The 14,901-nt window shown below is 68.6% G+C and carries 12 protein-coding genes and 1 pseudogene; 4 read left to right on the forward strand and 9 right to left on the reverse strand.

Going from position 1 to position 14,901, the window contains the following annotated elements; all coding sequences use genetic code 11:
- Positions 1-66: 66 nt before the first annotated feature.
- The 5 genes and pseudogenes from B1964_RS10160 to B1964_RS10180 form a co-directional block, all read right to left on the reverse strand.
- Positions 67-958, reverse strand: a pseudogene (locus tag B1964_RS10160) (IS5 family transposase).
- An 85-nt stretch (positions 959-1,043) separates the two neighbouring features.
- Positions 1,044-2,609 carry an alpha/beta hydrolase-fold protein gene (locus B1964_RS10165; protein ID WP_079929679.1) on the reverse strand — a complete coding sequence of 522 codons (1,566 nt, stop codon included), beginning with the start codon at positions 2,607-2,609 and terminating at the stop codon, positions 1,044-1,046.
- A 123-nt stretch (positions 2,610-2,732) separates the two neighbouring features.
- A complete protein-coding gene (locus B1964_RS10170; protein ID WP_079929680.1) occupies positions 2,733-3,293 on the reverse strand; it encodes a hypothetical protein in 561 nt (186 codons plus the stop codon).
- Complete coding sequence (locus B1964_RS10175) at positions 3,290-3,886, reverse strand: hypothetical protein (protein ID WP_006370110.1); 597 nt, start codon at positions 3,884-3,886, stop codon at positions 3,290-3,292. The genes B1964_RS10170 and B1964_RS10175 overlap by 4 nt, the downstream gene beginning before the upstream one ends.
- Positions 3,887-4,020: 134 nt before the next feature.
- A complete protein-coding gene (locus B1964_RS10180) occupies positions 4,021-4,686 on the reverse strand; it encodes a TVP38/TMEM64 family protein (RefSeq protein ID WP_006370111.1) in 666 nt (221 codons plus the stop codon).
- A gap of 278 nt (positions 4,687-4,964) precedes the next feature.
- Between B1964_RS10180 and B1964_RS10185 the strand changes: the two genes are divergently transcribed.
- Genes B1964_RS10185 through meaB form a run of 3 tightly spaced genes read left to right on the forward strand, consistent with a single transcriptional unit; the run spans position 4,965 to position 10,176 of the window.
- Positions 4,965-6,902, forward strand: coding sequence for a methylmalonyl-CoA mutase family protein (locus B1964_RS10185; RefSeq protein WP_079929686.1), 1,938 nt, complete (start codon positions 4,965-4,967; stop codon positions 6,900-6,902).
- Positions 6,899-9,163, forward strand: coding sequence for a methylmalonyl-CoA mutase (gene scpA, locus B1964_RS10190; RefSeq protein WP_014359996.1), 2,265 nt, complete (start codon positions 6,899-6,901; stop codon positions 9,161-9,163). Before B1964_RS10185 ends, scpA begins: the two co-directional genes overlap by 4 nt.
- Positions 9,160-10,176, forward strand: coding sequence for a methylmalonyl Co-A mutase-associated GTPase MeaB (gene meaB, locus B1964_RS10195; RefSeq protein WP_079929682.1), 1,017 nt, complete (start codon positions 9,160-9,162; stop codon positions 10,174-10,176). The genes scpA and meaB overlap by 4 nt, the downstream gene beginning before the upstream one ends.
- 81 nt (positions 10,177-10,257) lie before the next feature.
- On the opposite strand, the gene B1964_RS10200 is transcribed toward meaB, so the two are convergent.
- From B1964_RS10200 to B1964_RS10210, 3 genes are all read right to left on the reverse strand, one after another.
- Positions 10,258-11,229 (reverse strand): ABC transporter substrate-binding protein, encoded by a 972-nt coding sequence (locus B1964_RS10200; protein WP_079929683.1) that lies wholly within the window; start codon positions 11,227-11,229, stop codon positions 10,258-10,260.
- A gap of 84 nt (positions 11,230-11,313) precedes the next feature.
- Entirely contained in the window at positions 11,314-12,045 is a 732-nt protein-coding gene (locus B1964_RS10205) for an SDR family oxidoreductase (protein ID WP_079929684.1), read from the reverse strand.
- On the reverse strand, positions 12,042-12,728 hold the full coding sequence (locus B1964_RS10210) for an isochorismatase family protein (RefSeq protein ID WP_020171367.1): 687 nt from the start codon (positions 12,726-12,728) through the stop codon (positions 12,042-12,044). Before B1964_RS10210 ends, B1964_RS10205 begins: the two co-directional genes overlap by 4 nt.
- A 22-nt stretch (positions 12,729-12,750) precedes the next feature.
- On the opposite strand from B1964_RS10210, the gene B1964_RS10215 reads away from it, so the two are divergent.
- Positions 12,751-14,328: an AMP-binding protein gene (locus B1964_RS10215; RefSeq protein ID WP_079929685.1), complete on the forward strand. Its 1,578-nt coding sequence runs from the start codon at positions 12,751-12,753 to the stop codon at positions 14,326-14,328.
- Positions 14,329-14,337: 9 nt separating this feature from the next.
- Here B1964_RS10215 and B1964_RS10220 read toward each other — a convergent pair.
- On the reverse strand, positions 14,338-14,901 hold a 564-nt coding region (locus B1964_RS10220), incomplete at its 5' end, for an MFS transporter (protein WP_139765694.1).

Below are 14,901 nucleotides of genomic sequence, written 5' to 3' on the forward strand. Positions count from 1 at the left end.
GGCACCCGCGGTCGAATCGGCGGCCCCGACCGACGCCGGCGAGCCGAGCTCCTAGGGCGTGTCTCCTTATTGTGTGAGGGTTTGCGTCCAGAGTCGGATTCCGGCGAGAAGGACTGTGCCGCGGTAGGTTAGGGCGAGTTTGTCGTAGCGTGTGGCGATTGCGCGCCACTGCTTGATGCGGTTGAAGAAGCGCTCAACGACGTTGCGGCCCTTGTAGGCTTCTTTGTCCAAGGAAATCGGGCGCCCTCCGTCGGAGCCCTTGTTCTTGCGGTTGGCGATCTGATCGTCGCGTTGCGGGATGATGGCCCGGATGCCGCGTCGGCGCAGGTTTTCGCGGTGGGCACGCCCGCAGTAGGCCTTGTCGGCCAGTATCGCCTCGGGGCGGGTTCGTGGCCGCCCACGTCCGGGACGGGCGACTTTGAGCTGGTCGAGCAGGGGCTCGAGCATGGGCGAGTCACCGCCCTGTCCTGGACCACACAAGACCACGAGTGGCAGTCCACGTCCGTCGACCAGAGCGTGGACTTTGCAGGTCATGCCGCCGCGGGAGCGGCCCAGTGCGTGGTCAGCCGGCTCGTCGACAGGATTCGTGTAATTCGACAGATCCCCCTGTGTGGCGTGGGAGGGTCGTGGCGTGCTGGTGGGCGCGGGCGACGGTGGAATCGACCGACACCGTCCATTCGAGGAGCTCAAGTGCATCGGCATCGGCGGCCAGCGCAGCCAGAATCTTGTCGTAGGTGCCATCCCCGCTGTAGCGGCGATGGCGCTTCCACACCGTCTGCCACGGACCGAACTCCGCAGGCAGATCACGCCACGGACAGCCGGTGCGCGCCCGGTAAACGATTCCTTCGATCACCTGGCGGTGATCGCGAAAAGGACGGCCTCGCACACCATCCGACGATGGCAAGATGGCTTCGAGCAGTAGCCACTGCTCATCTGTGAACACCTGAAATCTCGACACACCCAAAATCATGCGCTACAACAACACTCAGAATTGGGAGACACGCCCTAGGTCCGCGTCGTCCGGCTCCACGCCGGGCGGGGTCTCACGCCGGTGGCGAGGACGAGGGTGCGGACATCGCGTTCACCGACGCCGACGGGGCACTCGGTGCGGTGCCCGAGGGCGTGTGCGTCGTGGTCGCCGGCACCGGACCGGCGTCGGGTACCCCGATCTCGGCGGCCATGGTGGGCAGCGCGTCGGTGAAGGCCTGCTCGGCGAATTGCCATGTGTGCCCGCCCGATTGCAGATGGATCGAACAGGTGATGCCCACTTTTTCACCGTCGGTGCACAGCGTTCGTGCCGCGGTCAGCTCCGACCCCGGGGTGATGTGCCCACCGCCGTCGCGGCCACCGAGTCCGGTGCCACCCTGGCCCGGGCCACCCCACTTGCCCTGATTCCCGTGTCCCTGGCCCCCTTGTCCTTGACCCCACTTCCCCTGGCCCCGGCCACCCTGTCCCGGGTGGTGCCCGCCGTGCTGCCCCGAACCGCCGGGACCCCAGCCGCCGCCGGAGGATTCGTCGAACCACCCCGAGACCCCGGTGTAGCGACCGTGGCGCGCCATGACCGTCGCCGGGTCGAAGTCGGCGTAGGCCGTGGTGCTGCCGCCGAAGAGCCGGCTGACCGTCTGGCTCGTGGTCCCGGAGTTGGGGGCGGCGTCGCCGGCGATGTCCTCGAACGAGGTGAATTCATCGGGGTGCATGGTCACCAGGTCCACCGCGCAGGTGCCGCCCATCGACCAGCCGACCACACCCCAGTTGGCGGCGGCAGGCGATGCGTGGAACTGCGAGATCACCGCCGGACGGACCTCGTCGGTCAGATGTGTGGCGACGTTGCCGCGGGGCCCGTTGACGCATTCGGTGTCGTTGTTCAAGCTTCCGCCCACATCCGGGAACACCAGGATCGGAGCCTGTCCGTGATGCGTCCGCGCGTAGGCGTCGATGATCTGGACGGCATGACCGGTGCGCATCCAGTCGGCGGGGGTGTTGAATTCGCCGCTGATCATCATCACGACCGGAAGGGTCGGCGGGGTGGGGCCGGCGAACCACGCGGGTGGCAGGTAGACGTATTCGGTGCGATGGGCGAAATCGCTGTGCGCCGAACCGGTGTCGATGGAGACCACCTTGCCGGTGGTCTGCACGGTGTTGCGATCGGCGGCCAGCGTCGAGTTGTCGATCTGGTCGGGCAGCGATCCGGCGGTCAGTTGCGCCCACGCCTCCTGGACGGTCGGGAAGTAGCCGACCCACTGGTTCACACTGAGCGCGGCCGCCGCGAGCACGGCGACCACCGACAACACCGATGCCACCCGGCGCCACCACTGGGTGCGTCGTGTACCGACGACGACCAGCGCCACGGCGGCACCCAGCGCGCCGATCCACCACCACAAGAGCTGCGGTGCGGGGTCGGAGGACATACCCTCTGAGGACCAGTATTCGTATGCGGCCCACACCGTCAGTGCGCCGACCCCGACGCTCACCGGAATCCAGAGCAGCCACCATCGTCGCGACCGGCGTGCGATGACCAGGACCAGGAGGACGATGGCGACGATCTCGATGGTCAGCGGCAACCAGCCGTCGAGTAACGAGACGCCGTGTCCGTACGTGTGCGAACCCACTCGCGCGAGTATGCGTCCCGGATCTGACCCCTCGCCGTCAATCAGCTGAGAGTCCGCTCAGCGCTTGATATTTCGGGCTCGAGAAACCGACCAGCCCGACTTATCGGACCGTGCCGGCCGCGGTCACACGGCCAGCAGGTGCCCCACGCCGGCCATCCCGCACGCCCACAGCACCGAGGCGAAGGTGCCCATGATGAACTGCTCGCTGGCATGCGGCGCGCGTAGTTCCGGAAACCGGGCCAGGCTCTTGACCGCGAGGATGATCGCCAGCCCCTCCGGCCAACCGAGCAGCAGGGTTCCGACGACGGCGAGCCGTTCGAGGTATCCGATCACCCGGCCACCACGGAGCGGACCGGACTCGGGCTCGTCCGGCCCACCCGCGGGCGGTGCGGTGCGAGCCGGGGCTCTGGTGACGCCTCCGGCGATGAGTACCGATCGGACGATGGCGCCGCCGGCGGTGACCGCGGCCGTGGTGGCCGCGAGGGATCCGATGACGGACACGGCGTGGGTGGTCGGTGCGGTACCGGACCACGCGCACAGTGCGGCCACCGATGCGAGCAGCAACGAGACGACGCTCGACGCCGGATCGATCCACTCGCGGTTGCCGAGCCGACGGTGCAGCGCCATCGCCGCCCCGGGGAGCGCGGCGATCACGATGAGCACCGTGATGGCGGTGGCGGTCATCGGGGGTCCTCGGCGGGTCGGTCGGCGCGGGCGAGGAGATCGGCGACGAGATCTCGCGTGGGCGACTCCAGTTCCCAGCGCGCCGCCCGCAATCGCTGCGACATGGCCTGCGGGGTGATGCCGAGCTCTTCGGCCGCCGCGGTCTGTCGCAGGCCGCCACGGACCAGCGACACGGCCTCCCGGCCCGCGGCCGAGCGGGTGATCACGATCTCGGTGAGCAGACGCAGAGCGGTGTCGGCGTGTTCGGCCCACCGGGACGCTCCGCGCACCGCCAGCGGTGGCCGCGCGGCCTTGGCCGCTTCCACCGCGGCCCGCGCATGTTCGAACGCCTCACCGCGGCCCGCCCGGGTCTGCGCAGGGAGCGGTGTCTCGACGTCGCCGATGCCGATGCCGATGCTCCAATGTCCCTCGTCGGCCAGCAGCAGGGTGACGGCGACGACGGCGTCCGGGTCGGTGAGTACGGCCTGGACCTCGTCGCCTGCGGTGCGGTCGAAGGGTCGGAGGACCGGGGTGTCGGCAACGGCGGTGAGCAGGTCGGGAACGCGGTCGCGGTCCGTCCGGCTCCGGCGCTGGTCGATCGTCATCACGAACACAGCAGATCACCCGCCACCGACAGGGCGGTTGCGGCGACTGCGGTTGCGGGGACCCCGCGGCCCGTGGTGCCTCATGCCACAAGTATGAGGACTTGTCATCGGTATATCAAGCAAAATGACTTGATATGGATAAATCAAGTTTGAGAAGTTGATGGCCGAAGGGGTGTCCGCACGTCGACGACGAGCCCGATGACCCCGATCGCGAAGAACGTGGCGCTCAGAGCCAGCAACCACGGGTTCTGTCGACCGGTCAGCGCGTCGCCGAGAAGCACGACCGCCACGGTTCCCGGGGCCATGCACGTCACACTCGCCAGCAGGTAGGGGCCGGTGCGCACCGAGGAGAGTCCCGCGCAGTAGTTCAGCAGCCAGAACGGACAGACCGGGATCAGCCGCAGCGACCCGACGGCCAGCCAGCCGCGCGCGGCCAGCCGGTACTCGACCGCTCGCATCACCGGCCGCTGCAGGAATGGCTGAATGCGGGACCGCCCGACACCACGGGCCACCCGGAACGCCAGGTACGCCGCCAGGGTTGCCGAGATCATCGCGCCGATCACGCCGACGACGGGACCGAAGAAGATCCCCGACATGACGGTGAAGATGGTGCGGGGGATCGGCAGTGCCGTGCATACCACGTAGGCGCCGAAGAACACCCAGACGAAGGCGGGCCCGAGATTCTCGCCCCAGGCGCGCACACTGCCGACCGAGGGAAGGGGAACGAGATAGGAGATGGCCAGCACCGCGCACACCGCGACGAGTCCGAGGACCGCGTTGCGGATACTGCGGCGCGATTGGGTGGTCATCGCATCTCTGGACCGGCCCGGCGACCCCGACGGGATCGGCGGCTCGGGCGAGGCGGGTGCCACGGACTCGCCGGAACCACTGCGATCGTTACGCACCGCTCCACTCTAGGGCGGTCCGCTCGACCGGCTCCCGCGTGATCGCGGCCGAGTCCGCCGGGCCAGGCGTGTCGGACGTGGCATACGTCACGACACGGGCCTACTGTGCGGTACCGAGCGAGCGATCGGCTAAGGTCAACTACGCTCTCGACCGAGCGCATGATGGAGGTGTGTGCAGCACGATGCCCGAGCACAGCGAACAGCCCGAGCAGTCCCGACAGGCGCTCGACGAGGCATACGAGACATGGTCGCGGGCCGCGGCCGGGGTGCTCGCCAAGTCGCGGCGCGTCGAGGTCGATGATCTCCCCGACACCCCCGAGGCACTGCTGTCCACGCAGACCCGGGACGGGCTGACCGTCCGCCCGCTCTACACGCGCCGAGACGAGACCGCAGAACCCGGTGTCCCCGGTGGCTTCCCCTACGTCCGTGGGGCCGACCCGCACCGCGACGTCCTCACCGGCTGGCGGGTGACCGAACGATTCGGCGACGATCCGGCATCGGCCCAACAGGTCAACACCGAGATCCTCGAGGCGATGAACAACGGGACCAGCGGCCTGTGGCTGGCCGTCGGAGGTGCATTGACCGCCGACGACCTCGCCACCGTGCTGTCCGGTGTCTACCTGGACCTCGTGCCGATCACCCTCGACGCCGGCGCCTCGGGTATCGAGGCCGCACGCGCCCTGCTCGCCGTCCTCGACGGTGCGCCCGCGGGCGCGAACACCGCCGCGCCGACCGCGGCGACGACGCTGTCCCTCGGGCTCTCACCGCTGACCGCCGCATACTCGGGACGGCCCACGGTGGCACCCGAGGCGGCCACGGAACTGGCGGTCGAGGTCGCGGGGGCGCACGGCGCCGCGGTTCGCACCCTCCGGGTCGACGGCACCGACTTCGCCACCGCCGGTGCCGACAACGGACTCGAACTGGCCCTGTCGGTGGCTGCCGCGGTGGCGCATCTGCGTGATCTCACCGCCGCCGGACTCGACCCCGCGGCCGCGCTGGAACAGCTCACCTTCGCCGTCTCGGTCGCCGACGATCAGTTCGCCGGAATCGCGAAACTGCGTGCGCTGCGGCGTATCTGGGCTCGGGTGGCCGAGGTGATCGGCGCACCGACGTCCGGTGGCGCGCTGACCCATGCGGTCACCGACCTGTCGATGTACAGCCAGCGTGATCCGTGGGTCAACATGCTGCGCAGCACCATCGCCGCCTTCGGTGCCGGCATCGGCGGTGCCGACCAGGTCACCGTCCTGCGGTACGACGCCGCGTTGCCCGCCGATGCACGCACCTCCGGAGCCGCGTTCTCCCGGCGGATCGCCCGCAACACCCAGCTGTTGCTCCTCGAGGAGTCCAACATCGGACGCGTGCTCGATCCGGCAGGCGGATCGTGGTTCGTCGAATCGCTCACCGACGACCTCGCCGCGAACGCGTGGGCGGTCTTCGGTGACATCGAGAAGCAGGGCGGATATCGCGCCGCCCTCGACTCGGGGTGGATCGCCGAGCGTGTCGCCGAGTCGTTGCAGACCCGGGACGTGGCGGTCGCCCATCGTCGCGAATCGGTGACCGGGGTCAACGAGTTCCCGAATCTCGCCGAGAAGCCGATCACCGGCGCCCCGGCCACGACGACCGACCTCGTCGGCGCGACCCCGCGACTGGCCCGCGTCGGACGCGCCTTCGAGCAGTTGCGGGATCGCTCCGACGCCCAGTTCGCCGACACCGGCACCCGTCCGCGAATCCTGTTGCTGCCGTTGGGAAGTGTGGCCGAGCACAACGGCCGCACCACGTTCGTCGCGAATCTGCTCGCGGCGGGCGGGATCGAGGCGGTGAACCCCGGGCCGCTCGACGCGTCGACCATCCCCACCGCGATCGCCGACACCGGCACGCCGATCGCCGTCCTGTGCGGCGCCAAGGCGCGCTACGCCGAGGACGGTCCGGCGGCGCTGGCCGCCGCGCGGGCAGCGGGTCTGGCGCACGTGCTGCTCGCCGGACCGGACAAGGAATGGCCCGCCGGTGACGACCGCCCCGATGGCTCGCTGCGTGTGGGCATCGACGCGGTGGCCACCCTCACCGACCTCTTCGACCGGCTCGTCCCCTCCGTCCCCGCCACCTCGGGAGCCAGCGCATGACCAACACCGAACAGACAACCGCGATACCGAGTTTCGCCGACGTCGACCTCGCCGTCGAGGTGCCGGCGGTACCGGCCGACGCGGCTGCGGAGGTGATCGGGGACCTCTCGGCCGCCCACGGTTACAGCACCGAGCAGGTCACCTGGAGCACCCCCGAGCAGATCGACGTCACGCCGGTGTACACCCGCGCCGACCGGGATGCGGTGACCACCGACGGCGCCCACCCGTATCCGTTGGATTCGGTACCCGGGGCGGCGCCGTTCATCCGCGGCCCGTATCCGACGATGTACGTCAACCAGCCGTGGACCATCCGTCAGTACGCGGGCTTCTCCACCGCGGCGGAATCCAACGCCTTCTACCGCCGCAACCTGGCGGCCGGGCAGAAGGGCCTGTCGGTGGCCTTCGACCTGGCCACCCACCGCGGCTACGATTCCGACCATCCACGCGTCGCCGGTGACGTCGGCATGGCGGGTGTGGCGATCGACTCCATCCTCGACATGCGCCAGCTCTTCGACGGCATCGACCTCGGCAGCGTGTCGGTGTCGATGACGATGAACGGTGCGGTGCTGCCCATCCTGGCGCTGTATGTCGTTGCTGCAGAGGAACAGGGCGTGCCGCCGGAGAAGCTGGCGGGGACCATCCAGAACGACATCCTCAAGGAGTTCATGGTCCGCAACACCTACATCTATCCGCCCAAGCCGTCGATGCGGATCATCTCCAACATCTTCGAGTACACCAGCCAGAAGATGCCGCGGTTCAACTCGATCTCCATCTCCGGCTATCACATCCAGGAGGCCGGGGCCACCGCCGATCTCGAGCTCGCCTACACCCTCGCCGACGGTGTGGAGTACATCCGCGCCGGCCTCGACGCCGGGCTCGACATCGACAAGTTCGCCCCGCGACTGTCGTTCTTCTGGGGCATCGGGATGAACTTCTTCATGGAGGTCGCCAAGCTGCGTGCCGCGCGTCTGCTGTGGAGCGAACTCGTCGCCCAGTTCGATCCGAAGAACCCGAAATCGTTGTCGCTGCGCACACATTCGCAGACCTCGGGGTGGTCGTTGACCGCCCAGGACGTGTTCAACAACGTCGCCCGTACCTGCGTCGAGGCGATGGCGGCCACCCAGGGTCACACCCAGTCGTTGCACACCAACGCCCTCGACGAGGCGATCGCCCTGCCGACGGACTTCTCCGCCCGCATCGCCCGCAACACCCAGCTGCTGTTGCAGCAGGAATCGGGTACCACACGCCCGATCGATCCGTGGGCGGGCAGCAACTACGTCGAGTGGCTGACCCATCAGCTCGCCCAGAAGGCCCGCGAGCACATCGCCGAGGTCGAGGCGACCGGCGGTATGACGCAGGCGATCAACGAGGGTCTGCCGAAGTTGCGGATCGAGGAGGCCGCCGCCCGCACGCAGGCGCGCATCGACTCCGGTCAGCAGCCGCTCATCGGGGTCAACAAGTACCGCGTCGACGACGACGAGGAGATCGAGGTTCTCAAGGTCGAGAACTCCAAGGTGCGCACCGAACAACTCGAGAAGCTCGATCGGCTTCGCGCAGGCCGGGATTCGGCGGCGGTGGAGGCGGCCCTGGCCGATCTGACGCGCGCCGCGGCCAGCGACGACGGCGGCATGGAGAACAACCTGATGGCACTGGCCATCGAGGCCGCCCGGCAGCAGGCAACCGTCGGTGAGATCTCCGCGGCGCTGGAAAAGGTCTATGGTCGCCATCAGGCAGAGATCAAGACCATCAGCGGGGTGTATCGACATGAGGTGGGTGCGGTGACCGGCGTCGAGGCGGCCACGGAGATCGTCGAGCAGTTCGCCGAGGCGGAGGGTCGGCGCCCGCGCGTGCTGGTCGCCAAGATGGGCCAGGACGGACACGACCGCGGGCAGAAGGTGATCGCGACGGCATTCGCCGACCTCGGCTTCGACGTCGACGTGGGCCCGCTGTTCGCCACCCCCGAGGAGGTCGCCACGCAGGCCGCCGACAACGACGTCCACGTCGTCGGTGTGTCCTCGCTGGCGGCCGGGCACCTGACGTTGGTGCCCGCGCTGCGCAAGGCGCTCGAGGAGGTCGGCCGCCCCGACATCATGATCGTCGTCGGTGGGGTGATCCCGCCCGGTGATTTCGAGGAGCTCTACGAGGCAGGTGCCGCGGCGATCTTCCCGCCCGGTACCGTCATCGCCGACTCGGCGGTCGAACTCGTCGGCAAGCTCGCCGACAATCTCGGGCTCGAACTCGCCGGAGTCGCTTCCGAGTGACCGACCAGAGCGGCACACGGGCAGCGGTACGCCGACGGGTCGACGTCGATGCGCTCGCCGAGGCCATCCTCGAGGACCGTCGCGCGGACCTCGCCCGCGCGATCACCCTCGTCGAATCGCGTCGGCCCGATCACCGCGCCGCGGCGCAGGAGTTGCTCCTGCGTCTGACTCCGCACTCGGGCAAGTCGTTTCGGGTCGGCATCACCGGCGTCCCCGGTGTCGGCAAGTCCACCACGATCGAAGCACTCGGACTGCATCTCATCGAGCAGGGGCACAAGGTCGCGGTACTCGCCGTCGACCCGTCCTCGACGCGTACCGGCGGGTCGATCCTCGGGGACAAGACCCGGATGGGCCGGTTGTCGATGGACAAGCGTGCCTACATCCGGCCGTCACCGACGTCCGGCACGCTCGGCGGGGTGGCCAAGGCCACCCGCGAGTCGATCGTTCTCGTCGAGGCCGCCGGTTTCGACGTGGTGCTGGTGGAGACCGTCGGCGTCGGCCAGTCGGAGGTCGCGGTGGCCAACATGGTCGACACGTTCTCGTTCCTGACCCTGGCCCGCACCGGGGATTCGTTGCAGGGCATCAAGAAAGGTGTCCTCGAGCTCGCCGACGTGATCATCGTCAACAAGGCCGACGGCAAACATCTCACCGAGGCGAATGCGGCCGCCCGCGAGCTGAAGAACGCGCTGCGGCTGATCTATCCGCACGACGCACTGTGGTTTCCACCCGTGCAGACGATGAGTGCGCTGGAGAACACCGGCGTCGACGAGTACTGGGCGGCGGTGGAACGTCATCGCGAGACATTGCTCGCCGCAGGTGAATTCGAGGCCCGACGCAATCGTCAGCAGATCGAGTGGATGTGGGAGATGGCGCGCGAGACCGTGCTGGCACGACTCGCCGATTCCCCGGAGGTCAAGGCGGTACGTGCCGAGGTCGAGCAGCAGGTGCGCGAGGCCACGCTGACCCCGACGCTCGGCGCGCAGCGCATCATCGAGACCTTCGACAACCGCTGACCCGACACCCCCGAACGCGCACCGGCGCCGCACCCTCGAGGTGCGGCGCCGGTGTTCTTCAGCGGGTCGGTCGCACGCGGGTCAGAGCTTGGCGGCGACCGGTTTCAGGGTGTCGATGACGAATCCGACTGACGGCGCGCTGGGCACGCTGAACGCCGGTTGGGTCTTGTCGTCGAGGTAGACGACCGTACCGTTCTTGACCGCCTTGAGGTTGCTCCAGCCGGGCACCTGGTTCACCACGGCGTTGTTGCCGCCGGGAACATAGACGACCAGCAGATCCGAGTTCAGCAGGTCGATCCGCTCCGGCGAGATCAGCGCACGGGTGGCCTGACCGTTGTGCAGTGCGGCGACCTGCGGGTTCAGGGTGAAGCCGAGTTGGGCGATGAGGCCGGCGGCAGCATCCTTGGTGGTGTTGATGGCACCGACCTGACCGGTCGGGCCCACCTGCGCGAAGGTGAAGGTCTTGCCCTGGGCCTTGGCGTTGTCCGACTTGAACGTCGAGATCTCACCGTTGGTGTCATCGATCAGCTTCTGTGCCTGATCGCCGACGCCGAAGATCTTGCCGGCCGTCGTGGTCAGTTGCTCCCAGGTGTCGGCGGTGGCGCCCTTGGTCAATACCGGGATCGTCGGGGCGATCTCCTTGAGCTTGTTGTACTGGTCCTCGCTGCCGAGGTAGCCGGCCAGGATGAGGTCCGGGTTGAACTTGGCCAGTTCGGCGACGGTCACCTGGGTCGGGTCGGCGACCTCGACAACCTGTGCGTTGTTGGCCGGGGTCCACGAAAACGTCGGCGTGCCCTGCGGGACGAACGTCGCGGTGATCGGGATGTTCAGTGCCGCAAGGGTATCGGTCCAGTCACTGAGCAGTGTCACCACGCGGGTGGGCTTGGCGGTGATCTCCGTCGAGCCGTATTCGTGATCGATGGTCACCGGGGTGAACGACGAACTGCTCTGTGCCGAGTTGTCGTCGGGAGAGGAGCAGGCGCCGAGGAAGGCGATCAGGCCCACCGCGACGGCCACCACCAGGCCGCGCAGCATCGGTCGTGTGTTCTTCACGAGAATCCAATCAGTTGTGTAGGAGGAGTGGAGATTTCGGCGGGCGAGGTGTCGTCCGGTGCGGCGTTGCCCGTGGCGACGGGGTCACATGTCCAACGTCGCACCTCCGTCGACCCGCAGGTCGTGCAGCGTGACGTGGCGCGCCGCATCCGAGGCGAGGAAGACGACGGTCTCGGCGATGTCGGCCGGGTCGGCGATCCGGCCGAGCGGTATGCCCAACCGGAAGCGGGCGGCGTCGCCGACGAGCACCGTGTCGCGATCGGCATCGGAGGCCCACATACCCCGGAGCATGGGGGTGTCGGTCGACCCGGGGGAGACGATGTTGACGCGTACGCCGGAGGGGGCCGCGGCCAGCCCGAGTGACCGTGCGTAGGAGGTCGCGGCAGCCTTGGATGCCGCGTACGCCGGTAACGCGGTGCGCGGCACGGTGGCGGCGTTGCTGGAGACGACCACCGCCGAGCCTCGTCGACGGGCGGTCATCGAGGGCAGGGCCACGTCGAGGAGGTTGCGGACGCCACCGGCGTTGACGGCCATGCAGGTGTCCCAGTCGTCGCTCATCACGCCGGCGGCGGCGACCACCACACCGATCGGACCGTGTTCGGTGTCGAGCTCGTCCCAGGCGGCGCGCACGGCGTCGCGATCGGTCACGTCGACGGCACGAATATCGGTGTCGGGCTGACGGTCCCATCCGATGACGGTCGCACCGGCGGCCCTCAGGGCGTCGACGACGGCAGACCCGATGCCGCCCGCGGCGCCGGCCACCAGGGCGACCTCACCGGCCAGCCCGGCCGGCCCGGCGGTGGATCCTCCGGTCACGCCGTGACTCCGGACCGATCCGTGCCGACACCGTCGGAGGCGTGTTCTGTGGCCGCTACCTGCACAGCGCGCAACACCTGTGCGGCGCGGACGACCCGTCCGGCGCGTTTGCCGATGTACTCGGCGGCCATCCGGTGCTCGTCGCGGGAGAAGTCACCCATCGCGTCGACGACGAAGAAGGGGGCGACGTCGCTCATGAACGCGTCGGTGGCGCTGATCATGCAGCCCATGTGGGCGTAGACCCCCACGATGATCAACTGGTCGCGGCCGTGGTGGGCGAGCAGTTGGCGTAGGTCGGTGCGCTGGAAACCCGAGTATCGCCACTTGGTGACGCAGATGTCACCGTCACGTGGCGTGAGTTGCTCGATGATCTCCTCGTCGCGTCCGGAGGAGAGTCCCTTGCCCCAGAAGTCGGAGAGGATGCCGCGTCGCGACGGATGTTGATCGCCGGGTTGGGCGGTGTAGACCACCGGAACGCCTGCCGCCGAACATGCTTCGCGGATCGCGATCATGTTGGGTAGTGCCGTGGCCATCGGTTCGTGGTCGAGCCGGTAGGCGTCGATGAAGTAGCGCTGCATGTCGTGGATCAGCAGCGCGGCGCGTTCTGGCTGCAACGTCCATTCCACGCGGGCGGGGAAGGGGCCCACGGGTATCTGGTACGGAGCGATCGGGGGAATGGCCACAGCATTAGGGTAGCCTCACCTTGTGCACGCGACACCCTGGCCCCCCGAACTCGCCGAGAAGTACCGCACGACAGGTGCCTGGACGGGCGAGAACTTCGACGACATCCTCACCACGCGAGCCCGCGACCGGCGTTTCGCCGACAAGATCGCCGTCGTCGACGACGAGCGCTCGCTGACCTACGCCGAGTTGGACGAACGCGTCGAGCGGCTGGCGGCCGGGCTGGTCGGCCTGGGTATCGCAGCCGACGACCGGGTGATCGTGCAGATCCCGAACTCGGTGGCCTACGTCGAGGCGGTGTTCGCGTTGTTCCGCGTACGCGCCCTGCCCGTCTTCGGATTGCCCGCCCACCGCGAGACCGAACTGGTCGGCATCGCCCGCTCGGCCGCAGCGGTGGCGATCATCTCTCCGGCGAGCGGTCGCGGCGTCGACTACGGGGCTCTGGCACAACGCGTGGCCGACGCGGTCGACTCGGTGCGGCTGCTCATCGACTCGGACACTTTCGAGGAGCTCTGGGCGCAACCGCTCGAGCATCCTCGCGCCGATCCCGAGCAGCTCGGCTTCCTGCAGCTCTCCGGCGGCAGTACCGGAGTGCCGAAGCTGATCCCGCGCACGGCTGCCGATTACCTGTACAGCGTGCGGCGCAGCAATGAGGTCTGCGGTGTCGACGAGAACACGGTCTATCTCGTCGTGTTGCCCGCCGCGCACAATTTCCCGATGAGTTCCCCGGGCATCCTCGGTGCGCTGTACGCCGGCGCGACGGTGGTGCTCTCGCCGAGCCCGACGCCGTCGGTCGCCTGGGAACTCGTTGCGCGCGAACGGGTCACCATGGTGGGCCTGGTGCCACCGCTGGCCCGGCTGTGGACCGAGACTGCCGAGGCCGGTACCTCGCTGGACCTGTCGAGCCTGCAGACCGTGCAGGTCGGCGGCGCGCGGTGTCCGGACGAGTTGGCGCGGCGGATCGGCCCCGCTCTGGGGGTGCGGCTGCAGCAGGTGTTCGGGATGGCCGAGGGTCTGGTCTGCTACACGCGGCTCGACGACCCCGACGACCAGATCACCTCCACGCAGGGCAGACCGATGTCGCCGCTGGACGAGATGAGGCTCGTCGACGAGCACAGGGCGCCGGTCACCGACGGTCCGGGTTTCCTGGAAACCCAGGGCCCCTACACGATTCGCTCCTACTGGCGCGACGCGAGCCCGGAGTCGTTTGCCGCCGACGGGTGGTATCGCACCGGTGACGTCGTCGAACTGACCGCGCAGGGCAACCTCGTGGTGCGGGGGCGGGCCGCCGACCGCATCAATCGCGGCGGTGAGAAGGTCTCGGCCGAACAGGTCGAGGAGCATCTGCTGGCCCACCCGGCTGTCCGCGACGCCATCGTCGTCGCCGCGTCCGACACGTACCTGGGCGAGCGCACCTGTGCCTATGTGGTGCCCGTCGACACCGACGACCCACCCACCCTGGCGGGCCTGCGCGCCTTCGTCCGCAACTCCGGCCTCGCCGAATGGAAGCTCCCCGACGCCATCGAGGTGATCGAGGCGTTCCCCGAGACCGGGGTGGGTAAGGTCAGCCGAAAGAAGTTGCGGGAGTTGCTCACCCGCTGACCGTGCGGGTCAGGACACGGGGATCGCGGTCGGGCGTTCGCCGCGCACGCGCACCAGCGAGCGCAGGACCACCGCGCAGATCAGCGACAGGACCAGCAGCGTCAGCCCGAAGTAGATCACCGCGTCGGAGGCCACCCAGATGGCTCCGTACGCTCCGGCGACCAGCGAGCCGACCGTCACCCCGCCCACCTCCTGCGCCATCCAGATCCCGTTCACGCGACCGAGCAGTGGACCTGGGGTGTGTTGCTGGATCAAGGTGTAGCGCAGCACCTCCTGGACGGATTCGAAGTACCCGACGACGACGAGCAGGCCGAGCATCAGCCACGCGTAGGGCGCGAGTCCGAAAGCGATCATGATGACGAAGGTCAGCGTGAGCGCGGCCAGCAACACCACGCCCGGCCGTCGGAGTCCGCCGAGCCAACCGCTGGTGATCGCGCCCAGCATCGCGCCGGTGGCCACCGCGGCGAACAGCAGGCCGGTGATCGAGGCGTTTCCGTCGAATCGCTGCGCCACGAGCGCCGGCAACAGGGCGACGATGCCCGGCGCGAACATCGCCAGCGTGCCCACCGCCAT

This window comes from Gordonia sp. i37 (assembly GCF_002043085.1).
GTDB classification, from domain to species: domain Bacteria; phylum Actinomycetota; class Actinomycetes; order Mycobacteriales; family Mycobacteriaceae; genus Gordonia; species Gordonia polyisoprenivorans.